The 23,184-nt window shown below is 66.9% G+C and carries 22 protein-coding genes; 8 read left to right on the plus strand and 14 right to left on the minus strand.

Annotated elements, in window-relative coordinates; translation table 11 throughout:
- Window positions 1-2: 2 nt before the first annotated feature.
- Window positions 3-1,019: a Tim44 domain-containing protein gene (locus RPB_RS18995; RefSeq protein WP_011442646.1), complete on the minus strand. Its 1,017-nt coding sequence runs from the start codon at window positions 1,017-1,019 to the stop codon at window positions 3-5.
- Window positions 1,020-1,153: 134 nt separating this feature from the next.
- Window positions 1,154-2,134 carry an MBL fold metallo-hydrolase gene (locus RPB_RS19000; RefSeq protein ID WP_011442647.1) on the minus strand — a complete coding sequence of 327 codons (981 nt, stop codon included), beginning with the start codon at window positions 2,132-2,134 and terminating at the stop codon, window positions 1,154-1,156.
- Between the two features lie 136 nt (window positions 2,135-2,270).
- Here RPB_RS19000 and RPB_RS19005 point away from each other — a divergent pair, with 136 nt between their 5' ends.
- Entirely contained in the window at window positions 2,271-3,176 is a 906-nt protein-coding gene (locus RPB_RS19005) for a LysR family transcriptional regulator (RefSeq protein WP_011442648.1), read from the plus strand.
- Here RPB_RS19005 and cckA read toward each other — a convergent pair.
- From cckA to flgB, 7 genes are all read right to left on the minus strand, one after another.
- A complete protein-coding gene (cckA, locus tag RPB_RS19010; protein ID WP_041798873.1) occupies window positions 3,173-5,713 on the minus strand; it encodes a cell cycle histidine kinase CckA in 2,541 nt (846 codons plus the stop codon). The two genes, RPB_RS19005 and cckA, sit on opposite strands and share 4 nt — an antisense overlap.
- A gap of 188 nt (window positions 5,714-5,901) precedes the next feature.
- Complete coding sequence (flhB, locus tag RPB_RS19015; RefSeq protein WP_011442650.1) at window positions 5,902-6,978, minus strand: flagellar biosynthesis protein FlhB; 1,077 nt, start codon at window positions 6,976-6,978, stop codon at window positions 5,902-5,904.
- 26 nt (window positions 6,979-7,004) lie between these two features.
- Window positions 7,005-7,772 (minus strand): flagellar biosynthetic protein FliR, encoded by a 768-nt coding sequence (fliR, locus tag RPB_RS19020; protein WP_011442651.1) that lies wholly within the window; start codon window positions 7,770-7,772, stop codon window positions 7,005-7,007.
- 100 nt (window positions 7,773-7,872) lie between these two features.
- Complete coding sequence (gene fliQ / locus RPB_RS19025) at window positions 7,873-8,136, minus strand: flagellar biosynthesis protein FliQ (RefSeq protein ID WP_011442652.1); 264 nt, start codon at window positions 8,134-8,136, stop codon at window positions 7,873-7,875.
- A gap of 149 nt (window positions 8,137-8,285) precedes the next feature.
- Window positions 8,286-8,591 carry a flagellar hook-basal body complex protein FliE gene (gene fliE, locus RPB_RS19030; RefSeq protein WP_011442653.1) on the minus strand — a complete coding sequence of 102 codons (306 nt, stop codon included), beginning with the start codon at window positions 8,589-8,591 and terminating at the stop codon, window positions 8,286-8,288.
- A 26-nt stretch (window positions 8,592-8,617) separates the two neighbouring features.
- Window positions 8,618-9,043, minus strand: a complete 426-nt coding sequence (gene flgC, locus RPB_RS19035) for a flagellar basal body rod protein FlgC (RefSeq protein ID WP_011442654.1) — start codon at window positions 9,041-9,043, stop codon at window positions 8,618-8,620.
- 25 nt (window positions 9,044-9,068) lie between these two features.
- Window positions 9,069-9,479 (minus strand): flagellar basal body rod protein FlgB, encoded by a 411-nt coding sequence (gene flgB / locus RPB_RS19040; protein ID WP_041798875.1) that lies wholly within the window; start codon window positions 9,477-9,479, stop codon window positions 9,069-9,071.
- A 341-nt stretch (window positions 9,480-9,820) separates the two neighbouring features.
- Here flgB and RPB_RS19045 point away from each other — a divergent pair, with 341 nt between their 5' ends.
- Both RPB_RS19045 and fliP read left to right on the plus strand, forming a co-directional pair.
- Window positions 9,821-10,813, plus strand: coding sequence for a flagellar biosynthetic protein FliO (locus RPB_RS19045; RefSeq protein ID WP_011442656.1), 993 nt, complete (start codon window positions 9,821-9,823; stop codon window positions 10,811-10,813).
- Complete coding sequence (gene fliP / locus RPB_RS19050) at window positions 10,810-11,574, plus strand: flagellar type III secretion system pore protein FliP (protein WP_011442657.1); 765 nt, start codon at window positions 10,810-10,812, stop codon at window positions 11,572-11,574. Before RPB_RS19045 ends, fliP begins: the two co-directional genes overlap by 4 nt.
- A 158-nt stretch (window positions 11,575-11,732) precedes the next feature.
- On the opposite strand, the gene RPB_RS19055 is transcribed toward fliP, so the two are convergent.
- The gene (locus RPB_RS19055) at window positions 11,733-15,509 is read right to left on the minus strand and encodes a hypothetical protein (protein ID WP_041798357.1); all 3,777 of its coding nucleotides are present in this window, start codon (window positions 15,507-15,509) and stop codon (window positions 11,733-11,735) included.
- Window positions 15,510-15,855: 346 nt separating this feature from the next.
- Here RPB_RS19055 and RPB_RS19060 point away from each other — a divergent pair, with 346 nt between their 5' ends.
- Window positions 15,856-16,185, plus strand: coding sequence for a hypothetical protein (locus RPB_RS19060; protein ID WP_011442659.1), 330 nt, complete (start codon window positions 15,856-15,858; stop codon window positions 16,183-16,185).
- Between the two features lie 26 nt (window positions 16,186-16,211).
- Here RPB_RS19060 and RPB_RS19065 read toward each other — a convergent pair whose 3' ends face one another.
- The 4 genes from RPB_RS19065 to fliL are packed head-to-tail and all read right to left on the minus strand — an operon-like array spanning window position 16,212 to window position 19,134.
- On the minus strand, window positions 16,212-16,991 hold the full coding sequence (locus tag RPB_RS19065) for a MotE family protein (RefSeq protein WP_011442660.1): 780 nt from the start codon (window positions 16,989-16,991) through the stop codon (window positions 16,212-16,214).
- The gene (locus RPB_RS19070; RefSeq protein ID WP_011442661.1) at window positions 16,988-17,422 is read right to left on the minus strand and encodes a DUF6468 domain-containing protein; all 435 of its coding nucleotides are present in this window, start codon (window positions 17,420-17,422) and stop codon (window positions 16,988-16,990) included. Before RPB_RS19070 ends, RPB_RS19065 begins: the two co-directional genes overlap by 4 nt.
- Window positions 17,419-18,624, minus strand: coding sequence for a flagellar motor switch protein FliM (gene fliM / locus RPB_RS19075; RefSeq protein ID WP_011442662.1), 1,206 nt, complete (start codon window positions 18,622-18,624; stop codon window positions 17,419-17,421). The genes RPB_RS19070 and fliM overlap by 4 nt, the downstream gene beginning before the upstream one ends.
- Window positions 18,625-18,630: 6 nt before the next feature.
- Window positions 18,631-19,134, minus strand: coding sequence for a flagellar basal body-associated protein FliL (gene fliL, locus RPB_RS19080; protein ID WP_011442663.1), 504 nt, complete (start codon window positions 19,132-19,134; stop codon window positions 18,631-18,633).
- Between the two features lie 364 nt (window positions 19,135-19,498).
- Here fliL and flgF point away from each other — a divergent pair, with 364 nt between their 5' ends.
- From flgF to flgH, 4 genes are read left to right on the plus strand one after another with little or no spacing between them, the layout of a single operon-like run.
- The gene (flgF, locus tag RPB_RS19085) at window positions 19,499-20,260 is read left to right on the plus strand and encodes a flagellar basal-body rod protein FlgF (RefSeq protein WP_011442664.1); all 762 of its coding nucleotides are present in this window, start codon (window positions 19,499-19,501) and stop codon (window positions 20,258-20,260) included.
- Between the two features lie 11 nt (window positions 20,261-20,271).
- Window positions 20,272-21,060 (plus strand): flagellar basal-body rod protein FlgG, encoded by a 789-nt coding sequence (gene flgG, locus RPB_RS19090; protein ID WP_011442665.1) that lies wholly within the window; start codon window positions 20,272-20,274, stop codon window positions 21,058-21,060.
- Between the two features lie 12 nt (window positions 21,061-21,072).
- Window positions 21,073-22,149 (plus strand): flagellar basal body P-ring formation chaperone FlgA, encoded by a 1,077-nt coding sequence (flgA, locus tag RPB_RS19095; RefSeq protein ID WP_011442666.1) that lies wholly within the window; start codon window positions 21,073-21,075, stop codon window positions 22,147-22,149.
- 5 nt (window positions 22,150-22,154) lie between these two features.
- A complete protein-coding gene (flgH, locus tag RPB_RS19100) occupies window positions 22,155-22,913 on the plus strand; it encodes a flagellar basal body L-ring protein FlgH (RefSeq protein WP_011442667.1) in 759 nt (252 codons plus the stop codon).
- The last annotated feature ends 271 nt before the right edge of the window (window positions 22,914-23,184 follow it).

The following is a 23,184-nucleotide window of genomic DNA, read 5'->3' on the forward strand; positions in this document are numbered from 1 at the left end:
GGTCAGTTGGTCTGCTGGATCGCCGACAGTTCCCAGTGGGCGCCGGGCCGCCGCGCGAAGGTCCACACTTCGGTGACCTCGATCGGGGTCTCGCTGCCGGCGACCAGCCGGTCGGTGCCGCGCTCCAGCGTCTTGTCGACCAGCGAGAACCGCATCGCCACGGTGGCATAGTCGGTCTCGCCTTCGCGCCACGCTTCGGCGAGGTCGCCCTGCAGAAGCTTGACGTCCGACACCTTGTTGATGTCGTTGGCAGCCTTGTTCTCCGCCAGATCCTTGGCGAAATACGACGCCATCTCGGGGGTCGTGAGCTGATTCAGCTTCTCCGTGTCCTCGTTCGTCCAGGCGGACTGGATGTCGCCGAGCAATTGCTCGAACGCCTCGTAGTCCTCCGGCTTGATCTCGAGCGGCGGCAGGTTCGAGGCGCTGCCGCCACCGCTGCCGAAACCGAAGCCGGTGCGATAGGCCGGCGCGGGCTCGGGACCCGGGCCGACGGTCGGGCCGGCGTTATTGTTGGCATTGGTATTGGCATAGGCCGGCGCGGGCTGCGGGTTGTTGCGGCGCTGCCACCACGACCACGCCAGCCGCGCGACCACCACCACCAAGACGACCTGCAGGATCAGGCCCAGGATCGACGCGAAGCCGCCGAGGCCGGACAGGAAGCCGCCGCCGAACAGCATGCCGAGCAGGCCGGCGCCGAGGAAGCCGGCGGCGAGGCCGCCGAGCATGCCCATGCCGGGCCGGTTGAAGAAGCCGCCCTTGGCGGCAGCGCCGGCCGCGGGCGCGGCCATGCCGGGGCTGCCCGGCTGGCTCATGGTGCGATTCAGCGGCTGCGCGGCATTCGGCGCCGTCGGCGTGGCTTTCGGCGCCATGAAGCTGCGCGAGCCGCGCGAGCCCGAGCTGCCGCCGCCGCCCACGCGCGCTTCGGCTGCCGACGAGAGCGCAAGCGCCAGCGGCATGGCCAGCGACAGGGTCACGGCCAGTGCAGCAACAACGCCACGCGTGCGATGCAAGAAGTTCATTGGTTTTCCTCAATCCCCGTCAGGGGGAAGCTCGGCTAAAATGGGCAGCGCTGCCTAAATTGGAAGCCTTCTCAGCGTCGCAGGGCCGTCGCAAGCCTGCGGCCCTCGGTCGCGGGATCAACCAATGGCCGTATTCAGAGCTGCAACGCCCAGTCGGCCACCTGCCAGCGCAATTGCCCCCGGTCGGCCACGATGCGGCCGAGCCCCGGGAACGGCATATGGGTCGCGGCGATCAGCGCGCCTTCGGACGCGGCACGCGGAAAGAAGCGATCCCGCATCGCCTGGGCCGCGGCGCGGTCCTGCTCGAACAGGAAGAACACGTCCGTCGCCACCGGATGCACCACCGGAAAAATCATATCGGAGACCATGATCAGGCTTTGGCCGCCGTCCTCGATGCGCACCCCGATATGGCCCGGCGTATGTCCCGTCAGATCGACGATCGAGACGCCGCGCACGATCTCACGCTCGCCGTCGATCGCCTGCAGTTTCGGGTAGAGGCGCACGACCTCGCCCGCCATGCGGAAGCTGGTCTGCAGATAATCCGGTGCGCCGTTCGCCTTCGCCGGGTCGGTCCAGTGTTTGACGTCGCGGCGATCGATATAGAGCTCCGCCTTGGGATAGTTCATCCGACCGTCGACGATCAGTCCGCCCATGTGATCCTGATGCATATGCGTCACGATCACTGCGTCGATCTGGTCGCGCCGCAGGCCGAGGGCGCCGAGCGCCTGCGGCAGCGCGCCGGTCTGCCCGATCGATCCGGCCGGTCCGGCATCGATCAGAATGCGGCGCTCGCCGTCTTCCACCAGGTACTGGTTGAACAGAAACCGCACACCGCTCGCTCGCGCCGTGTGCTGCGCCACCGCGGCCTGCTCGACCTGGTCGGCCGAGCGGCCGGGGAAGAAGGTGTAGGGCATGTCCGCATAGCCGTCGGTCAGCGCCGTCACGGTGAAGCGGCCGATCTTGATCTGCGCCAGCGGAGTCACGCTGACCGGCGCGGTCGCAGCAGCCTGGGTCTTGGCCTGGACTGGCGCCAGACCGCCACCGATCAGGCCGCCTCCCAGGAGGCTCCCTCCGAGAAGGCCACTGGCGAAGCTACGGCGGGACAGTTGAGGCATTGGCGCTCTCTCTTGCGACGTTGGACATGCGGAAAAAGCCCGTCGGCCGTCCGTTTCGAAGAATGTTAGGACATCCAAAATCGACGGGGTATCTTGCTGTTCTGAGAGTTAGCCTCTCGATTTATGGAAGGGCGCCATGGACCGGTTCGAGGCGATGTCGGTGCTGCTGGCGGTTGTCGATGCGGGCAGCCTGTCGGCCGGCGCAAGGCGGCTGCACGCCCCTCTGGCAACGATCAGCCGCAAGGTCGGCGAGCTCGAAAAGCACCTCGGCGTCCGCCTGGTTCGGCGGACCAGCCGCGGCCTCACATTGACCGAGGAAGGACGCGCCTTCGTCGCCGCGTCGCGCCGCATCCTCGAGGAGCTGGAGACGGCGGAGCGACAGGCCGCCGGCGACTACGGCGCGCTGCGCGGCGCACTCCACGTCACCGCGCCGGTCGCATTCGGTGAGCGGCATCTGCTGCCGATCGCGTTGGACTTTCTGAAGCAGCAGCCGGAAATCAATCTGCGCCTGACGCTCGCCGACCAACAGGTCAGCCTCGCCGACGCGCAGATCGACGTCGCCCTGCGGATCGGGCATCTGGCAGACAGCGCGCTGATCGGGACGCGCGTCGGCACGGTGCGCCGGGTGTTGTGCGCGAGCCCCGACTATCTCGCTCGCCGGGGCGTGCCGCGCCGGCCGGACGACCTCGCCGGCCACGACGGCATCAGCTTCCAGGGCTTCGCGACCGCGCCCGAATGGCGCTACCGGCGGGACAGCGCCGCCTTCGCCGTCGACCCGCGCCCCAAACTCGCGGTCAATACGACGGAGGCTGCGATCCAGTCGGCATTGGCGGGCGTCGGCATCATCCGCGTGCTGTCCTATCAAGTCTCCGACCAGCTGCGCGCCGGACAGTTGCGGGAATTGCTGCCGGATTTCGCACCGGAACCGTTGCCGGTGAACCTCATCCATGCGCCGGCGGTTCCCTTGCCGCCGAAGGTGCGGAGTTTCCTCGACTGGACCGCGCCCCGCCTGCGCGCAGGCATAGGTCAATGGAGCGATTAGTTCGCCCCCATCGTCTCCTTCACCTTCGCGACCAGCGCGCTGAGCGCGAAGGGCTTCGCCAGGAACGCGAATTGTTCGTTCTCCGGCAGGCTCTTCTCGAACGCGTCTTCGGCGTAGCCGGAGACGAAGATGATCTTGAGCTCGGAATTGCGCGCGCGCATCGCTTTCAGCAAAGTCGGCCCGTCCATCTCCGGCATCACCACGTCGGAGACCACGAGATCGACCGCACCGCCATGAGCGTCGAACTCTTCCAGCGCCTCGATGCCGTTGCCGGCTTCGATCACGTTGTAGCCGCGCGAGCGCAGGCCGCGGGCGTTGAGCGAGCGCAGCCCCTCCTCGTCCTCGACCAGCAGGATGGTGCCCTGCCCGGTCATGTCGGCGCGGGGCTTCGCGGCGGCGGTCGTCGCGCTGCTGATCGGCGCCGGCGCGTCCGGCTGCGCCTCGGGCAGCGCATCGTGGCGCGGCAGGAAGATGTGGAAGGTGGTGCCTTTGCCGGGCTCGGAGTCGACGTAAACGAAGCCGCCGGTCTGCTTGATGATGCCGTACACGGTCGACAGCCCGAGGCCGGTGCCCTTGCCGACTTCCTTGGTCGAGAAAAACGGCTCGAAGATCTTGTCGACGATGTCGGCCGGAATGCCGGTGCCGGTGTCGCTGACGTCGATCCGCACGTAGTCCGCCGCCGGCATGCCCTTGTGGGCGAGCTGCGCCGCCTCGGCGGCCGGGACGTTGGAGGTGCGGATCGCCAGCTTGCCGCCGTCGGGCATCGCGTCGCGGGCATTGACCGCGAGATTGACGATCACCTGCTCGAATTGCGAGACGTCGGCCTTGACCCGCCACAGATCGCGGCCGTGCTGCATCTCGAGTGAGACCTTCTCGCCGATCAGCCGCTTCAGCAGCCGGTCGATGTCGGTCAGCGCCTCGCCGAGATCGAGCACCTGCGGCCGCAGCGTCTGCTTGCGCGAGAACGCCAGCAGCTGCCGCACCAGCGTGGCGGCGCGGGTGGCGTTCTGCTTGATCTGCATGATGTCCTGGAACGACGGGTCGGTCGGCTTGTGCGCGTTCAGCAGGAAGTCGTTGGCCATCATGATGGCCGAGAGCACGTTGTTGAAATCGTGCGCGATGCCGCCGGCGAGCTGGCCGATCGTGTCCATCTTCTGCGCCTGGTTGACCTGGTTCTCCAGCGCGCGGCGCTCGGTGGTCTCGAGCAGATAGACGATCGCGGCCTCGGCGTCGCCGTCGTCGGCGACCGCGGTGACGAAGAACTGGCCCCAGCGCTCCTTGGCACCGTCGAGCATCACCTCGACGGGCGCGATGTCGGCTTGGCCCTGCGCGGCCTGATCGATCGCCGCGCCGAGCGTGGCGCGATCGCGGGTGCTGACCGCGGCGAGGATCGATCTCGCCGCGCCACCCGACGGATCGAGACTCTGCGCCAGCTTGGCGAAGCGGGCATTGGCGCGCACCACCGCACCGGCTTTGTCCACCGTGGCGATCGCCATCGGGGTGTGGTCGAAGAACCGCATGAAGCGGATTTCGGCGGCGCGCTGCGGATCGAGCCGCTCATCGCGGGCGCGGCTGATCACCAGCGTGCGCGACGCGCCCGGCGCGCCGTCGGCGCCGAAGGCGAGCTTGTGATACAGCCGCACCGGCATGGTCTTGCCGCTACGCATCTTCAGATCGATGTCGAACACCTCGGTCTTGACCTCGCCCGGCTCGGGCACGATCGAGGTCAAGAGCGCCGCGCCGTCGCCGGAAACGATGTCGCCGAGCTTCAGGCCGCCCGAGCCGATCTCCGCGAGGTCGTGGTCGAGCCAGTTCGCCAGCGTCGCGTTGACGTAAACGAGGTTGCCCGCGGAATCGACCGAAAAGAACCCGCAAGGCGCGTGGTCGAGATATTCGATGGCGTGCTGCAGCTCCTGGAACACGTCTTCCTGGTGTTCGCGGTCGCGGGTGATGTCGGCCAGCGACCACACCGTCTGCTTCGCCTCGCGCTTGCCGGGCCCGAGTGGGCGCACCCGCATCCGCATCCAGCGGCCCTGCGCGCCGTCGGCGCCGGCGACGCGAACCTCTTCCTGCAGCCGCTTGCCCTCGCGCGCCGCCTTCAGCAGCCGGAACACGGCTTCCGACACATCGGGATTGCCGATGAACACCCGCTCGACCGGACGGACGTCCTGCATCGTCGCCGCACCAGTCAGCGCCAGATAGACCGGGTTGGCATAGACCACATGGCCGCGCGCGTCCGTGACGGCGATACCGTCGAAGGCGCCTTCCGCGATTGCCCGCAGCACCGGATCGTCGGCAGCCCGGTCGGCGAAGCCGACGATGCCGGCGGCGAAGGCGAACAGCATGAACAGCCCGACCATCGCCAACAGCGCCAGCAGGCCGAGAATATAGGGCTGCGCCTCGGCGCGGCCGAGCGTCATGAACGCCACAGCGGCGGCGACGATGGCGCCTGCCACCAGCAACACCAGAGCGATGCTGCCACCGCGGCGCGCCGGCTCCGCGGCGGGCGGCGGAGCCTGATGGTCGTTGATGGTCATGGTCACCGAACCGTTCCCTTGCCCGCCGGCGCTGCGGCGGCCCGGCTCCACCTGCCTGAATCGGAGCCGCCCGCGCAAGTACATCCTCTGTCCCCGCGCCTCCCCCGACCGGCCGGAAGGGCGCGATCGGAGCCGCAACTCCGGAAAATCCGCTCACCCACATCGGCTGGCCCGGGCATCGCCACCGCCTAGGTCCGCCGTCCGCCGAAGCGTCGCCGCAGGTTCATGACATAGCCGATCACCTCGGCGACGGCGTGGTAGTGTTCGACCGGAATCTCCTCGTCGACCTCGACGGTGGCGAACAGCGCGCGCGCCAGGGGAACGTTTTCGACGATCGGCACGTCGTTCGCCTTCGCCACTTCCCTGATCTTGAACGCGATCGCGTCGGCGCCCTTGGCGACGCAGATCGGCGCCTGCATGCCGCGCTCGTATTTCAGCGCCACCGAGAAGTGGGTCGGGTTGGTGATGACCACGGAGGCGCCCGGCACCGCCGCCATCATCCGCTTCTTCATCCGCTGATAGCGGATCTGCCGGATGCGGCCCTTGATGTGCGGGTCGCCTTCCGACTGCTTGTATTCGTCCTTGACCTCCTGCAGCGACATCTTCTGCCGCTCGCGCCAGGTGTGATACTGGAAGAAGAAATCGCCGGCGGCGACGAAGGCGAGCACCGCCGCCACCGTGCCCATCAGTTTCAGCGTCAGCGACACCGTGACGCCGAGCAACGACACGACGTCCATTTGCAGCAGCGCGTCGAGCCGGTCGCGCTCCGGATACAGCACCGCGACCATCACCACGCCGAGCGCGATCACCTTGAACAGGCCCTTGAGGAAATTCGCCAGCGCCTGCTTGCCGAACAGCCGCTTGGCGCCCTCGAGCGGCGACAGCTTGCTGAATTTCGGCTTCAGCCCCTCGGTGGAGAACACCAGCCGATGCTGGATCAGATTGCTTCCGATCGCGACCAGCGCCAGCAGCCCCAGCGGAACGCCGAGAACCGAGATCAGCATCAGCAGCAGACTCTTGGTCAGCGCCAGCAGGCCCACGCCGTCGACCGGCAGCATCCACGATTTCTCGATCAGCGTCCGCATCGGCCCGGTGATGCCGGAGCCGATCGACCCCGAAAACGACGACAGCAGCAGGGTGGCGCCGGCGATCGCGAACCAGGTGTTGACCTCCTGACTCTTGGCGACGTCGCCTTTCTCGAGCGCGTCGTCGAGGCGTTTCTGTGTCGGCTCCTCTTGTTTCTCCTGGTCGCTGTCGTCCGACATCGCTCAGCTATCCTGCGCGATCGGGCTCAGCGAGGCGTCAATTCCTGCATGACGCCGCCGAAATAGGCGAGAAACGTGCCCATCATCGTCGTCAGCACGGCGGCGAAGATGACGAACCCGATCATGATCGAGAGCGGCACGCCGACGAAATACACCTGCATCTGCGGCATCAGCCGCGCCAGGATGCCGAGGCCGATGTTGAACACCAGGCCGAACACCAGGAACGGCGCGGCGAGCTGCATGCCGATCTTGAACGAGGCGGCGAACGCCTTGGTGGCGAGCGCGGCGACGTCGCCGCTGTTCAGCAATTCGCCGGGCGCGAAGATCTTGTAGCTGTCGCTGAGCGCCTCGATCACCAGATGATGCGAGTCCGTGGCGAACAGCATCGTCACGCCGAGGATGGTGAGGAAATTGCCGATCAGCAGCCCCTGCTGCCCCTGGGTCGGATCGACCGCCGTGACGAAGCCGAGCCCGAGTTGCTGTGCGATCACCGAACCTGCGACCTGCAGCGCCGACAGCGTCACCCGCGCGGTGGCGCCGAGCACGATGCCGATGATGATTTCCTGAATCATCAGCACCAGCAGCGGCGTCAGCGACGACATGTCGACCTGATAGGCATTGCGGTGCAATGGCAGGATGATCAGCGTCAGGCCGAGTGCGATCGACAGCTTGATCCGCGTCGGGATGTTGCTCTCGCCGAGCGTCGGCAACAGCATCACCATCGCGCCGACGCGGGCGAACACCAGCATGAAGGCGGCGCCGAGCGCGGGCAGGAACGAGATGTCGATGCGCATGGCGAGAAACTGCGTCAGGACCGGATGTGGCCGCGCCGGCGTCGCGGCGAACCGCCACGCCCCCCACGCACCGGCCGGTGGCACGGGCTCCGATCATGCGTCAACCGCCGACGATTCGCGATGAGATCCGCAGCATTTCGGCGTGCAGCCGGTCGGCCATGAACGGCAGCGTCAGCACCAAGGTGAGGAACATCGCCAGAATCTTCGGGACGAACACCAGCGTCTGTTCCTGGATCTGGGTCAGCGCCTGGACCAGCGACACCGCCACGCCGACGACCAGGCCGACCACCATCAGCGGTGCCGAGACGATCACGATCGTCCAGACCGCTTCGCGGGCGATATCGAGAGTTTCAGCACCGGTCATATTGGAGATCCTTCGTTACAGTGTGGCGTCATTGCGAGCAGCGCAGCGACGAAGCAATCCAGATGCTTCACCAATTTGTCCTGGATTGCTTCGCTTCGCTCGCAATGACGGCACCTGTTGGCGTCGACCCATCTGCGAGCGGTCGCCGATCAGATCTGCATCCGGAGGATTTCCTCGTAGGACTGGATCACCCGATCGCGCACCGACACCAGCGTCGACACCGCGACGTCGGTCTCGGCGACCGCAGTGACCACGTCCATCACGTTCGACTTGCCGTTGGCCATCGCCACGGTCTGGGCGTCGGACTTGCGGCCGGCGTCGAGGACGCTGCCCATCGCGTCCTTGACCAGCGCGCCGAACGACGGGCCGTTGTCTGTCGGCTTGCCGGCACCGCCGGGATTGGCGAGCCGGGCGAGGCTCGCATAGGCATTGGCTGCGGAAATCGGTGACGCCATGGGTGGTCTCCCGGCTCGGGCCCGGTTCAGGCCTTGAGGATATCGAGGGTGCGTTGGATCATCCGGCGCGTCGCGCTGATGACGTTGAGGTTGGCTTCGTAGGACCGCTGCGCGCTGCGCATGTCGGTCATTTCGATCATCGAATTGACGTTCGGGTACTTGACGTTGCCGGCGGCGTCGGCGGCCGGATTGGTCGGTTCGTATTTCAGCCGGAACGCCGAGGTGTCCGGCTTGACCCGGCCGAGCGCCACAGTGCGGGCGTCGAGCGAGCGGTCGAGCGCCGAGGTGAAGGTCGGCACCTTGCGCCGATACGGATCACCGCCCGGCTTCTGCGCGGTCGAATCCGCATTGGCGATATTTTCGGAGATCACTCGCATCCGCCCGGCCTGGGCACGCAGCCCGGAGGTGGCAATGCCCATCGACCTTGCAAAATCGCCTGCGTCGTCTGCCATGGTTCAATCTCCCGGGTGGCGTGGGTCAGCGCTTGCCGATTGCGGTTTTCAGCAGGCCGAGACTGCGGGTGTAGAGCGAGGTCGCGGCGGCATAGTCCATCTGGTTGGCCGAGACCTTCATCATCTGGTCCTCGAGATTGACGGCGTTTCCGGCCGGACGGGTCTGGAATCCGGCGCGGCGATCCTCCGCAAACGAAACCGCGCCGCCGGGCGCTTTCATGTGCGACGCGCTCGTCATCATCATCGGCAGCGCGCCGCCGGCGGAACTGGCGGTCAGCTGGCCGGCCGAATTGAATTTCGGCGCGACCAGATCGCGCGGCTGGAACCCCGGCGTGTCCGAGTTCGAGACGTTCTCGGCCAGCACTTTCTGGCGCTCCTGATGCCATTGCATCTTGGTGCGCAGCGCCGCCAGCATCGGAAGATCATTGATCGCCATCGCCGCCTCCGTCCCGGTCGCCACCACTTTGCGACTCCGCCGGGGAGTAGGCAGAATTTGCCGGGGGTATGGTTAACGGCCGGTTAAGATTGGTTACGAAAGGCTTGCGATTTCGTTACGAATGTCTTTCGGAACGCTGCGCGAAATCGCGTTTGTCGCGCTCGGAGGCCGTTTTGGTCCCCATGATTCGTGGCGTATGAGAAAAATCGGATGGCAGTTCTTGCCGCTGCTTATTAAGAAGGATGAACGAGGGGCGCCGAGCGTCGCCGGACATCTACCTTCATCCGGGCAGTGAAGGCGGGAGACGCCGGAACCGACCCGCTTCTCTCCGGGGATCGAGCATGTCGCAACCATTGTTGTTCTTTTTTGCGTTTCTGGCCGTCCTGGCGATGATCGGCGCAGCCGCTTGGCTGGTCCGCCGATTCGCCGGCAACCGCCTCGGCGCTCACACCAAGAGCGGCCGGATGCCGCGACTGGCGGTGATCGATGCCGCCGCAGTCGACGGCCGGCGCCGGCTGGTTCTGGTGCGCCGCGACAATGTCGAACATCTGTTGATGATCGGCGGCCCGAGCGACATCGTCGTCGAACCCAACATCGTGCGCGCCAACCCGGCGCGCGAGGCGCCGCGTCCGGGGCTCGGCGTGGAGCCGCGGATGAGCCCGATGGACTGGGAGGCCGAAGGCGCTGCCGAAGCGCCCGAACCGGAGCCGCAGCCGCGCCCGGCGCGGCCGTCTTTCGCCGATGAGGCGCGCAGGCCGGCCCCGCCGGCAATGCCGCCGCGCCGCGCCAGTGAATTTCCCGCCAGCGATCCATTCGCCGGCCTCGTCCCCGAGCCGATGACCCGGCCCGATTTGCCGCCGATCAGCCGGCCCGAGCCGCGTCCGGAACCGCGCCCCGAGCCCAGATCCGAGCCTCGGCAAGAGCCGCGCGCCGAACCGCGGCCAGAACCGCGGATGGATCCCGCGCCACGTCCGCGCGCCGAGCCGGCGATGCCGCGCCCGCCGCGGCCCGAGCCGCCGAGGGTCGCTCCGCCGATTCGCACGGAGCGGCCCACGCCGCCTGCGGCACCTGCCCCGGCGCAGACGTCGCCGTCCGCGCTGTCGTCCGCCGACCAGAATCTCGCCGAGATGGCCAACCGGCTGGAAGCCGCGCTGCGGCGCCCGGCCGACGCCAAGCCGGAAGCCGCGCCGCCGGTCGCGCCCGAACCGCCGGCCCGCCCGGCAGCCCGCGCGCCCGAGCCGCCGACCGCCCCGCCCGCAGCGCCGAAATCGGGGTTCGAGAGCCTCGAAGACGAGATGGCGTCGCTGCTGGGGCGTCCGAAGACTCCTTCGTGAGCCGCCCGGCCACACCGCGTAGAGTTGTTCTTTTTCTCACCGTCCTGATCGCCGCCGCAGCCGCGCTGGCGGCGCCTGCCCATGCGCAGGACGTCAGCATCAATCTCGGCGGCGGCGGCACCGGAGTCACCGAGCGCGCGATCCAGTTGATCGCATTGCTGACGGTGCTGTCGATCGCGCCGTCGATCCTGATCATGATGACGTCGTTCACCCGGATCGTGGTGGTGCTGTCGCTGCTGCGCACCGCGCTCGGCACCGCGACCGCGCCGCCCAACATGGTGATCATCGCGCTGGCGCTGTTCCTCACCGCCTTCGTGATGGGGCCGACGCTGCAGAAATCCTACGACGACGGCATCAAGCCGCTGATCGCCAACGAGATGAGCGTCGAGGACGCGCTGGTGCGCGCCTCCGGCCCGCTGCGGATCTTCATGCAGAAGAACGTGCGCGAGAAGGACCTCAAACTGTTCCTCGACCTCTCCGGCGAGCCGCCGCCGGCGACGCCGGAAGATTTGTCGCTGCGCATCCTGATGCCGGCCTTCATGATCTCCGAACTGAAGCGCGCCTTCGAGATCGGCTTCCTGCTGTTCCTGCCGTTCCTGATCATCGACCTCGTCGTCGCCTCGGTGCTGATGTCGATGGGCATGATGATGCTGCCGCCGGTGGTGGTGTCGCTTCCGTTCAAGTTGATCTTCTTCGTGCTGGTCGACGGCTGGTCGCTGGTCGCCGGCTCGCTGGTGCAGAGCTATTCGGGTAGCGGGTAGTTCTGACGTCGCACGGGCCGTGTTTCGTCCGCGCTCTCCCCGAGTCATTCCGGGGCGCGCCGCAAGGCGCGAACCCGGAATCTCGGCCGCGCAAACAACCTCCGGATTCCGGGTTCGCGAGCTGCGCTCGCGCCCCGGAATGACGGAAGAGGCGATAGCTACCGCGTCATCTTGATGACGCGGATCTTCGGGATCTCCGGCAGCGCGCCGGTCGACGTCATGTCGGCGCCGGGCGGCGTGGCGCGGGCGCTGGCGTCGGGGAAGCGCTGCTTCATTTCGCGCAGGAAGCCCTCCAGCGTATCGACGCTCGCCGCCATCTTGGCGATCGCGGCAAACGCCGCGGTATCGCCCGCGGCCGGCCTGCTGGCGATGTCGAACGCGGCGCGGTCGGCCGGGTCGGTCATCAACGGCGCGAACTTCTCTCGGAAACGGTCGAGACCGAGCGCATCCTCGGCCAGCGCGTAGCCGACCACGGCGCGGATGACGTCGCTTTTCTCGGCCTGCGACAGCGGCGTGAAATCGCGCCAGCGGTCGCCGAGATACAGTTCGATCTGTTCGGAGGATTCGCGCCAGCGCCGCGACGCCCAGTAGATGTCGGAGCGCAGCCGGATCGCCTCGCGGCCACTGATATTGGTGATGATGTCGAGCGCGAGATCGTGGCGGCCGATGTCGCTCTGCGCCCGCCCCTCGAGCAGCAGCCGCTGCTGGCGCAATTCACCGGCGAGATCGGCGATTCGCGACGAATGCAGCGCGGCGATCGCGCGATCCGGCTTGCGGTTCATCAGATAGACCATCGCCAGCCGCGCCGCGACCTGGGCGCGCGCGGCGCCTTCGAGCCGCTTGTCGACCTGGTACTGCAACAGCTCGCTCGCCTGATCCAGCAGATCGACCGCGACCAGGCGGTCGGCGAGCCTGCGGATCATCTCGTCGCCGCGGCGGCCGATCGGCGTCAGCTCGCGAAATTCGTAGAACGTCGCCAGCGCCTCGATCGGCGGAATGTCGTCGCCCTTGTTGCCGAGGAACAGCTGCGAGAACAATGCCCGGCTGTCGTCCTGCGCCTGGCGGGCATATTCGGAATTCGGCGCGAGTTGCGTCGCGGTCCGCGCCGCCGCCAGTGAATCGCGGTAGCGGCCGGCATTGGCGTAGAGCTTCGACAGCAATTGCTGGGTGCGGACTTCGAGATCGTCGCCGCGCCACGTCGTCGACAGCCGTTCGAGCTCGGGCAGCGCTTCCTCCGGCGTCATCTCACCGCGCTTGCTGCGCAGCACGACGTCGCGGAACTTGGCTTCGCTGGCGGCCTGGCGATCGGCCGACGCCATCGCTTCCTTGTACCTCTTGAGCGCCTCCGGATCCCGCCCGAGCGCCTCGTCGAGCCAGCCGCGCATCACCGCGAGCGGGGGCTTCATCTCCGGCGGAATGCCGACCAGATCGAAATCGCTGCTGATCTTGGCGGCGCCGGCGTAGTCGCGGACTTCCAGCGAGGCGCGCATCGCGGTGGCCAGCACCTCGCGCTGCATGTCGAGCGGCAGCGCGGTAATCGCGAACTGCACCGATTTCAGCTTCTCGCGCGCCTCCGGCCATTTGCCCTGGCCCGCCAGCGCGACGCCTTTCCACAATTGCGCGTCGTAGGTCGAGGCGATCACCGGATTGGCGACATCCTTCAGTGTCTGCTCCGGCCGCTGCATCAGCGCGCTCGCCGCGGCGTGGCCGATCATCGTCGCGACGTCTTCCTGTCCGGGCTTGACGCCGAGCAGCGCCAGGTCGAGCGCGCCCTTGGCTTCGTGATACAGACCGCGCGCCATGAAGAACCGCGCCAGATCGAGCCGCGCCGGCAGCCGGTCGTCGCCGGTGGCGGTCGACGCCGTCCTGATCCGCGCGTCGAGCGCGTCGGAGAAACGCCCCTCCTGGTCTTTGGCCCATTGGGTGATGTCGAAGAACGGCCGCTCTGCCGAAGAGCCGGCCTGCCCGGCCGGCTCGGCCGACGACAGCGTCAGTCCACCGGGCCGCGACAGCACCACCGCATCGGCGACGGTCTCGACGGTGACGTCGTCGGATTTCAGTTCGATGACCACACCGTGCAGCGATTCCAGCAGGCTGAACTCGACGAAACTCTGCCGCTTGATGAAGCCGCGCGGCGGCGGCAGCGCGGTGATCACCGTCAGCGCGTCGCCGGCCTCCGGATCGGTCAGGCGATGCATCTGGCCGAGGCCGGCGAGCGCCACGGCAACGGTGGCGCGGGCCGGATCGGCGATGTTGCGCACCGCGGTCAACGGCCGCGCGGCGCCGCGCCCCGAATCCGCGAGCGTGATCGACCAGTTCTTGCCGGAGCCGTCGTCGTCGCTCAGCGTCGCGAGTTGCGGACGATCGAGACGCAGGCGGATCGCTTGCCCGTTCGGGAGCTCGACGCGGCTGACATCTCCGACGATGCCGCCACCTTCGCGGCGGATCGAAGTGAGGTCGAACGGTGTCGTGTTGTCGAGTACCAGCCAGATGATGTCGCCGCGCCGGAACAGCGCGGCCGGCGTCGGCGCCGCGAACGCGAATGCGAGGTGCAGGCCATCGGTATTGCGGCGCGCCTCGACCGGTCGTGCTGCGCTGGATAAAGCCGGGTTCGCCGCCGCCGCCGGCGGTTCGGGCGCAGGTGGCAGCTTCGGAGCCTCGACCGCCGCGGCGCGAGCGCCGGCGCGGACGGCCGTCTCCGTCGACGGCCGAGTTGTCTCGCTCGCTGCGGGAGGCGGCGCCGCAACCGGCGCCACCGTGGCCGGAGCCGGCGCGGCCGGGGCCGTGACCACAGGCGCCGCGACAGCCGGTGCCGCGACCGCGGCAGGGGCTGGAGCGTCGCTGCGCGCCGCCGGGCCGGCAGGTGATGCGACGGCCTGGGGCGGCGCGATCACCGGCGGCGTCGCTGCGGCGGCAGCCGGCTTCACCTCCGGCTTGGTACCGGACTTCGCTTCAGATTTGCCATCGGATTTGGTCTCAGGCTTCGCCTCGGCTCGGGCGACATCCGGGGCGCGCGGTGCGGCGGGCGCGGCTTCGCGTTCGAGCCGGGCGATTTCGGGCAGGATGGGCGCCTGCGACGTCTTCTTCGACGGCTCGGCGTCCTGCGGCTGAAAACTGACGTCGACGATGAAGTTCTTGTCCTCACGAAACGAACGCACGTCGGCGCCGCCAATCAGCGCGAAGTCCACGCTCGAGCCGTCACCGTCGATCTTCTGGCCGATCGATCCGACATTCGGCGCGCCGGCGAGTTGTGCATCGGCGAGATCGAAACTCAGTCCGGTGTTGAACAGCACCGTCAGCTTCTTGTCGGTCAGCGTCGACGACACCTGCACGCCGGGCGGCACTTCGAAGATGTAGCGCACGAAAGTCGGCTGCATCGACGCCCGAACGCGGATCGGCGGCTTCTTCTTGACATCCGCCTTGGCCTGTTGGGCGCGTAGCGCGCGCTCCGCCGCGCGGGCGCGTTCGGCCAGCGCCTTGACGACGTCCGGAGGCAGGCCGGGCGGCGCGCCGACCCAATTGTCCGGCAGAAAATCGATATACAGCCGCTCGCCCGCGGACATCGGATTGACGCTGAACTTGCGCAGCAGCGCCAACCGAACCGCGTAGCCGTCGGGATCCAGCCGCGCGGAGCCGATGTAGTTCGGCGCGGACTCCGCGAGCTTGTCGATCGAAATATCCACCGGCCGCTTGAACCGGATCACCACGATCAGGCCGGCCATGACGACGTCGGACTCGACGTCCTCGGCGAGCTTGAACAGCAGCCGCCCGTAGCCTCCGCCCGACTCGAAAATCGCTTCGCCGCGAACCGCCTGCGCGGACGCCGGCCGGGGCGACAGCGCGACGGCGAGCACCAGCCCTAACGCCAGGCAGACTCGTGCGAGGCGCCGACAGAGCGCCTGCGACCAAACTGCAGCGGCAGCCATCCGCGCCATTCGTATCTTCCGGTCAACGACCCTGTTCTGCCGGGCGGGCCGCGCCCCGCCTTCTCGCATTGCTCGCACGTCGCCACGCGCCGACACGGCGCGGCCATCCGCATCGCACTCCACCACGGAAGCCGTTAACGATGGCTTAACCATCGCGTCACACCGCGAAAAGCGACCGCCCGGAAATCGCCCCACGGCCGTATTTTCACCGATTCTACAATCTGTGATTTAAATCGGTCGGCTGAGCACGTTATTCGTAGTATGACCGGCCCGGATCCCAGCCTCGATTGTTGAATGGTATCCAATTGCCCCACGCGTAGTTATTGCAGCGGCTTCACTTAGGATCGCGTCCGTCATGCTGTTGAAGGGATTGTACAAAGTCGAATTCGAAACACCTCGCCGCAAGGCCGTGGGGGTGTTGTTTGCAGAGGGCGGCAAGCTGCGCGGCGGTAGTTCGGCGTTCGCCTTCATCGGATCCTACGAGCAGGACGGCCGCTCCATCCGCGGCGAGGTGACCAGTCGCCGCCACACCGTCGATCCGAGCCTTCCCTCCGTGTTCGGTGTCGACGAGGTCCGCGTCGATTTCCACGGCTCGTCGATCGGCGATTTCGCGCAGGTCGAAGGCGTCGCGGCGGAAGCCCCGACGCTGGGCTTCAAGGCCGTGCTGACGCGGATCTGCGATTGACCCCACGCCCGTCGGGTCCGGCCGAGCTATGGCCGGGCCGGTATCGGCCGGCCCTCGATCTTCGGCAGTGCCGCGGCCGACGCAGTGGCCGCGCTCTTGCCGGTGGCGCGGCGCGCCAGTTCGACGGTCAGCTTCTCGGCGGCCTCCGGAGTCATCAGCCCCATGATGTCGGACATCTTGCGTGGCGCGATCTGCGACGCGATCTCGATCAGCACCGGCATTTCCAGCCGGTCGAAGATCTTGGCGGCGTCCTTCGGCTTCATCGCCTCGTACATCGTGATGATGCCCTTGAAGCGCGCGACGTCGGCCTCGGATTTCTGTTCGGTCGCCTTGCCGATCTGGCCCTCGGTCGCCTTCATCTCCTCGACGCGGGACTCGATCCGCTTCTCCGCGGCCTTGAGCAGGCTCTCGCGGATCTCGACTTCGCGCGCCCGCGCATCGAGCTCCTGCCGACGCGCCTGCAGCCGCTCCAGGATCGCACGCTCGGACGGAGAAATGCCCGGCGGCTGTTCGACCGGCGGCTCGACGAGCTTGACCTCCGCCGGCGCGGCCACCGCCGGCTCTTCCTTCTTCGGCGGCGCCGGCACCGAGCCAGTGATGTCGGACGCGAGTTCGGAATCCACCGGTTTGGTATTGCCGCCCGGGAAGTTGAAGTTGGACTGCGCCCATGACGGCTTGGTCGCTTTCGGATCGTAATCGAACACATAGCCGCCATCCAGCAGCAGGCCGGCGATCTTCAGCACTGCGAGGCCGAGGATCGCGACCAGAACCACCGGAAGGATGCGGATGTCTCGAAATGCGTTCATGCAGCCAGGCCGCTGTGTCGTCGCCGCTCGGCGAAGGCCTCCGCGGCAGCCGCATTGGCGCGCGCCGGCGACAACACCGCCTCGTCGGTCTGCTCCGACGACGGCCGCGCCGCGGCGACGATCTTCGACAGCCGGCGCAGCACGCTGTCGCCTTCGGCGAGTTGCTTCTTGAGATGTTCGGACAGCGCCGTCGCCGAGGCGATGTCGCGGCCGAGATTGTCGTTGACCTCACGCACCGTGAGCTTGAGCCCGCCGATCGCGCGTTCGGCGATCTCGGTGACGGTGATCAGTTCGCCGATCGTCGCCTTCAATGATTGCTCGTCGGCCCTGAGGCGGAGCAGCCGCTTGTTGAGCAGCCAGCAATAGCCGATCGTCAGGATCAGCAGCACAGCGACCAGACTTTCGATGACCAGTCCGAGAGTATGGCTCATTGTGCCTCCATCATTTTGCTTTGCTCGTCGGTCCGCTCGAACATCGCGTAGGTCGTGACCGGCTTGCGCAATGGTTTGGTGACGCGGATGGCGACGCGATCGCCGACCCGGCCCATTCGTCCTTCCGTCAGCGTGACGCTGCCGCAGCGCACCGCGACCAGCGCGTCGGCGCGCAGATCCAGCGGCAGCGTGTCGCCGACCTGCAGCGCCATCAACTGCCGCAGCGGCACCTCCGCCTCGTACAATACGGCGTCGACGGAAATGTCGGCCTGGCCGATCTCGGTGGCGAGATGGCCCTCCCAGACCTGGTCACGGCCGAATTTCTCGCCCATGAACATCTGCATCAGCACGCCGCGGATCGGTTCGATCGTGGCGTAAGGCAACAGCAGCTCGATATTGCCGCCGCGGTCTTCCATGTCGATGTGCAGACGGACCAGGATCGCCGCATTGGCCGGGCGGCTGATCGCGGCGAAGCGCGGATTGGTTTCGAGCCGGTCGATCGAGAACGCCACCGGCGACAGCGGCCGGAACGCCTGCTCGGCGTCGGCGAGCACGACTTCCAGCAACCGCTTCACCAGATTGGTTTCGATCGTGGTGTAGGGCCGACCCTCGATCCGGATCGCGGCCTGGCCGCGCCGGCCGCCGAGCAGCACGTCGATCATCGAATAGATCAGGCTCGAATCGACCGTGGCCAATCCGAAATTCTGCCACTCCTCGGCCTTGAACACGCACAGCACCGCCGGCAGCGGGATCGAGTTCATGTAGTCGCTGAAGCGCACCGAGGTGATGCGGTCGAGCGAGACTTCGACGTTGTCGGAGGTGAAATTGCGCAGGCTCGTCGTCATCAACCGCACCAAGCGGTCGAACACGATTTCGAGCATCGGCAAGCGCTCGTAGGAGACCATCGCCGAATCGATGATCGCGCGGATGCCGGAGTTCTCGTCGAGATGCACCTCGCCGACGCTGAAGCCGAGGAGATTGTCGATCTCCTCCTGCGACAACACGCGCTCGCCGCTGTTCTTGCCGGTGCCGCCGAGATCGCGACCGCCGTCCTCGACCATGGCGGCCCATTGTTCCGCCATGGTTCCGGTGAGTTCGTTCTCCTCGGCCGCCTTCGCGGCGGCCTCGGGGTCTTCCGACGCCATCGACGCTTCCCATTGGGCGGCGATGGCGTCTTGATCGAGTTGTTCCTGGCCAGCCATGTCAGCTCACTGCACCAGTACTTCCTTGAACAGCACCGCTGTCACCTGCGCCGGCGCGATCGCGACGTTGACGCGTCGGGTCAGTTCTTCCTTCATCCGGAACATCCCGACCGAGCCGTTGAGATCGCCGGAGCGCAGTTCGCGCAAATACGTCTGAAACAGATCGGTGATCCGCGGCATCGTCGGCTTGATCTGCTCGACCAGCTTTTCGTCCTTCAGCTCGAGCACGATCTTGGCCTTGAGGTACTGCACCCGCTCGCCCGGCGAGCCGGCGAGATTGACCATGATCTCCGGTACCTCGACGAAGGTCGGCGGCTTCACCTTCTCGGCCGCCTCTGCGTGTTCTTTCTCGGCGTCGTGCCCCTTGGACATGAAGAACCACGCGCCGCCGCCACCGCCGATCAGCACCAGCGCGGCCGCGGCGGCAATGATGATGAGCTTCTTCTTGCTCTTCGGCGCGCCGCCTTCGCCGGCCTCGGCGCCGTCTTCCGGTTTGTCTGGGTCTGCCATGTGGCCGCAGGTCCGCGTTGCGAGAAGAGCCGCTGTGCCGCCCAGGCGAACCGTAAACGCGAGACTGAAGCCGCCAGCGCACGAAGCCCTGATCCGACAACGCTATGGCGCAATGGTTAACGGAACCTTTCCAGGCAGCCCCAGCTAGGAAGATTCTGCCGGGTGACATGGTCAACAAGTCCCTAATTTGCCGGGCCTTCCCACCCTACAAAACGAGTAAAATATTGATTTTACTTATTTTTTCGAGTTGGCACGACCCTCGCAAGAAACATCGGCGAGCCGCTGCTTGGGAGAGCGCCGGTTCGAGGCGATCCGCGGAAGGTCTGGGAGGACCGGGGGCGGATCCGAGAAGGGAGAACCACCGATGCAGAATACGCTTCTGGTCGGCTTGTCGCGGCAGGTCGTGCTCGAACGGCAGATGGATGTCGTCGCGAACAATCTGGCCAACATGAACACCAACGGCTTCAAGGCCCAGCGCTCCGTGTTTCAGGAATACCTGAACACCGGCGCGCATGAGGACAATTTCCAGAGGCCCGACCGTCGCGTCAGCTTCGTACAGGACCGCGCCGCGTATCTCGATTTTTCCACCGGTCCGATGACCCAGACCAAGGACCCGCTCGACGTCGCGATCGACGGCTCGGCGTTCCTGGTCGTCCAGACTCCCGCCGGCGAGCGCTTCACCCGCGACGGCAAGCTGTCGATCAATCCGCGCGGCCAGTTGGTCAACTCGTCCGGCTATCCGGTGCTCGGCAATTCCGGCCCGATCGTGTTCCAGCCGACCGACAAGGCGATCAACATCGCGCAGGACGGCAATGTCAGCGTGGTCGAAGGCACCGCCACCATCGACTCGCTGCGCGGCAAGCTGCGGCTGGTGTCGTTCGCCCGGCCGCAGAGCCTGGAGAAGCAGGGCGACAATCTGTTCGCCGCGACCTCCGATCCCGGCGCGCCCGACACCAAGGCCATCGTACGCCAGGGTTACGTCGAGAAATCGAACGTGAACTCGGTGCTCGAAATGACGCGGATGCTCGACGTCACCCGCTCCTACCAGAAGATGTCGTCGTTGTTGCAGCAGGAAGGCGACCTGCAGAAGACCGCCATCGAGCGGCTCGCCGAAGTCCCGGCGTAAGGAGAACGACGATGCGCGCACTCTACACAGCGGCGACCGGCATGGCCGCCCAGGAGCTCAACGTCCAGGTGATCTCCAACAACATCGCCAATATGCGGACGACGGGCTTCAAGAAGCAGACCGCTCAATTCCAGGACCTGATCTACGACCACGTCCGGCGGGTCGGCGCCCAGGCGTCGGACCAGGGCACGATCCTGCCGGTCGGTGTCGACATCGGCGGCGGCGTCAAGACCGTCGGCACGCCGCGGCTGATGACGCAGGGCACGCTGTCGACCACCGGCAACGATCTCGATCTCGCCATCCGCGGTGAGGGCTTCTTCAAGATCCAGATGCCGGACGGCACCTTCAGCTACACGCGCGACGGCTCGTTCACCACCGACAACACCGGCCGCATCGTCACCGCCAACGGCAACCCGCTGCAGCCGACCATCACCATTCCGAACGGCGCCACCAGCATCACAGTCGCGACCAACGGTCAGGTGTCGGTGACGGTGTCGGGCGCGACCGCGCCGACCGTGCTCGGCCAGATCGGGCTGACCCGCTTCATCAACAAGACCGGGCTGCAGCCGCAGGGCGACAACCTGTTCATCGAGACGCAAGCGTCCGGCCCGCCGCAGGACGGCATCGCCACCGCCGACGGCCTCGGCGACATGATGCAGAAGACGCTGGAACAGGCGAACGTCGAAGTGGTGACGGAGATCTCCGACCTGATTTCCGCGCAGCGGGCGTACGAAATGAACGCCAAGGTCGTCAGCGCCGCCGACCAGATGCTGCAGTCCACTTCCAACATGTACCGCTGAGGGAGCTGATCCATGATCCGCTCACTCCTGATCACCGCACTGCTCGCCGCGCCGCTCGCCGCGACCGCCGCGGAGACCGCGCCGCCGCCCGCCGCGCCGGCGCTCGACCAACGGACCGGCGACGCGCTGCGCTCGCCGGTGTTGCGCGCGCATGTCGAGGTGGCCGACGAATTGGTGCGGATCGGCGACGTCATCGAGAATGCCGGCGTCGCAGCGAAGATCGCGATCTATCGCGCGCCCGACCTCGGCACCACCGGCGCGCTGCCGACCGCCGCCGTGCTCGCCGCCTTGCGGGCGCATCAGGTGATCGGCGTCGACACCCGCGACATCCGCGAAGTCACCGTCACCCGTCTCGCCCGCAGCGTTGCGGCGAAGGAGATCGAGCAGCAGGTGATCGAGACGCTGCAGCGCCGTCACGGATTCGGCGAGGCCGAGGACCTGACATTGACCTGGGATCGCGAGATCGAAGCCCAGACGCTGCCGGCGAGCTACACCGGCGCGCTGCAACTGGTCTCCGAGCGGTTCGATCGGCGCAGCGGCCGGTTCGACATCAATTTCGAGATCGCGGGCTCCGACAATGCGCCGGTACGGCTGCGGCTGACCGGCACCGCGGTCGAGACCGTCCCGGCCACGGTGCTGACCCGCTCGATCGAACGCAACGAAGTCATCAAGGCCTCCGACGTCGCGATCGAACGCCGCCCCAAGGCCGAGGCCGCATCCGACATCGTCGTGCGCGAGGTCGCGATCGGCATGCAGGCGCGGCGCACCTTGCGCAGCGGCCAGTTGGTGCGGTCCGCCGATCTCGCCAAGCCCGATCTGGTGACCCGCGATCAGGGTGTCACGCTGATCTATCAGGCCGCCGGCATCTATCTGACATCGCGCGGCAAGGCGCTCGAAACCGGCACCGAGGGCGATGTCATCAACGTGCTCAATCTGCACTCGAAGCGCACCGTGGCCGCGACCGTGATCGGACGCGGACAGGTGATGGTGAACGTCGCCGTCCCGCGCATCCTCGCCAGCGCCAATCCCGCCGCAGCGCCGAACGCTGTTCCCACCGCCGCGCCCCCCGCCGCCGCCAGGACCGAGTAAGTTCCATGTTCAAGTCAGTATCGACCAACCGCATCGTCCTGATCACCGCGCTGCTCGCGACGGGAGGGCTCGCCGGCGGCTGCTCCTCGATCGACCGCCTCGCCGCGATCGGTGAGAAACCGGCGCTGAGCGCGATCGAAAATCCGACCACGCAGCCCGGCTACAAGCCGGTGCAGATGCCGATGCCGAAGCCCGAGGTGGCGTCCTACAATGCCAACTCGCTGTGGCGGAACGGCTCGCGCGCGTTCTTCCGCGATCAGCGCGCCGCCAAGGTCGGCGACATCATGACGGTGACGGTGAACTTCACCGACAAGGCCGCGATCGCCAACGAGACCAAGCGCAGCCGGAGTGGCAGCGAAGATTCCGGCATCACCGACTTCGCCGGCAGCAAGCTGCTAACCGGCGACGCCGCGCAGGTTCTGCCGGGCCGGATCTTGACAACCGACTCATCGTCATCCAGCGGCGGCAAGGGCACCGTCGACCGTCAGGAAAAACTGCAGACCAGCGTCGCCGCGGTGGTGACGCAGGTGCTGCCGAACGGCAATCTGGTGGTCGAGGGCAAGCAGGAAATCCGCGTCAATTTCGAAGTCCGCGAACTGATCGTCGCCGGCATCGTCCGCCCGGAAGACATTCAGAGCGACAACACCATCGACTCCAGCAAGATCGCGCAGGCCCGCATCGCCTATGGCGGCCGCGGCCAGATCACCGACGTGCAGCAGCCGCGCTACGGCCAGCAGGTGATGGACGTGCTGCTGCCGTTCTGATCCGCATGACCTGAACCAACGAGCTCCCACACCCGGCCGCGAACCTAGGCGCGGTCAGGTGTTCCGACGCGGCCTCCTCCGGCTCTCCCCCGGACGGAGGCCGCGGTTGTTTTGGGATCAGGCGGAGCACGCGTCCGTATCAGTCTTTCGAGGGATGGTCGCGCCAATACCAGATCACACTACCACTGAGCGGGCTGTTCGGTCGCAACACAGAATTGACTTCCGCATTCGCCCGGTGACAAATGAACTAATTGAGACGCTGAAGGATATT

Origin of the sequence: Rhodopseudomonas palustris HaA2 (assembly GCF_000013365.1) — a bacterium.
Taxonomy (GTDB): Bacteria; Pseudomonadota; Alphaproteobacteria; order Rhizobiales; family Xanthobacteraceae; genus Rhodopseudomonas; species Rhodopseudomonas palustris_J.

Bases quoted from the DNA above. Each gene is read 5' to 3' on its own strand.
- RPB_RS19070 (WP_011442661.1), bottom strand. From the start codon at position 17,422: ATGAGCCATACTCTCGGACTGGTCATCGAAAGTCTGGTCGCTGTGCTG.
- RPB_RS19000 (WP_011442647.1), bottom strand. From the start codon at position 2,134: ATGCCTCAACTGTCCCGCCGTAGCTTCGCCAGTGGCCTTCTCGGAGGG.
- RPB_RS19060 (WP_011442659.1), top strand. From the start codon at position 15,856: ATGCTGTTGAAGGGATTGTACAAAGTCGAATTCGAAACACCTCGCCGC.
- fliR (WP_011442651.1), bottom strand. From the start codon at position 7,772: ATGCGCATCGACATCTCGTTCCTGCCCGCGCTCGGCGCCGCCTTCATG.
- flgC (WP_011442654.1), bottom strand. From the start codon at position 9,043: ATGGCAGACGACGCAGGCGATTTTGCAAGGTCGATGGGCATTGCCACC.
- flhB (WP_011442650.1), bottom strand. From the start codon at position 6,978: ATGTCGGACGACAGCGACCAGGAGAAACAAGAGGAGCCGACACAGAAA.
- cckA (WP_041798873.1), bottom strand. From the start codon at position 5,713: ATGACCATCAACGACCATCAGGCTCCGCCGCCCGCCGCGGAGCCGGCG.
- RPB_RS19055 (WP_041798357.1), bottom strand. From the start codon at position 15,509: ATGGCGCGGATGGCTGCCGCTGCAGTTTGGTCGCAGGCGCTCTGTCGG.
- RPB_RS18995 (WP_011442646.1), bottom strand. From the start codon at position 1,019: ATGAACTTCTTGCATCGCACGCGTGGCGTTGTTGCTGCACTGGCCGTG.
- flgA (WP_011442666.1), top strand. From the start codon at position 21,073: ATGATCCGCTCACTCCTGATCACCGCACTGCTCGCCGCGCCGCTCGCC.
- fliQ (WP_011442652.1), bottom strand. From the start codon at position 8,136: ATGACCGGTGCTGAAACTCTCGATATCGCCCGCGAAGCGGTCTGGACG.
- fliL (WP_011442663.1), bottom strand. From the start codon at position 19,134: ATGGCAGACCCAGACAAACCGGAAGACGGCGCCGAGGCCGGCGAAGGC.
- flgH (WP_011442667.1), top strand. From the start codon at position 22,155: ATGTTCAAGTCAGTATCGACCAACCGCATCGTCCTGATCACCGCGCTG.
- flgB (WP_041798875.1), bottom strand. From the start codon at position 9,479: ATGGCGATCAATGATCTTCCGATGCTGGCGGCGCTGCGCACCAAGATG.
- flgG (WP_011442665.1), top strand. From the start codon at position 20,272: ATGCGCGCACTCTACACAGCGGCGACCGGCATGGCCGCCCAGGAGCTC.
- RPB_RS19005 (WP_011442648.1), top strand. From the start codon at position 2,271: ATGGACCGGTTCGAGGCGATGTCGGTGCTGCTGGCGGTTGTCGATGCG.
- RPB_RS19045 (WP_011442656.1), top strand. From the start codon at position 9,821: ATGTCGCAACCATTGTTGTTCTTTTTTGCGTTTCTGGCCGTCCTGGCG.
- fliE (WP_011442653.1), bottom strand. From the start codon at position 8,591: ATGGCGTCACCGATTTCCGCAGCCAATGCCTATGCGAGCCTCGCCCGG.
- flgF (WP_011442664.1), top strand. From the start codon at position 19,499: ATGCAGAATACGCTTCTGGTCGGCTTGTCGCGGCAGGTCGTGCTCGAA.
- RPB_RS19065 (WP_011442660.1), bottom strand. From the start codon at position 16,991: ATGAACGCATTTCGAGACATCCGCATCCTTCCGGTGGTTCTGGTCGCG.
- fliM (WP_011442662.1), bottom strand. From the start codon at position 18,624: ATGGCTGGCCAGGAACAACTCGATCAAGACGCCATCGCCGCCCAATGG.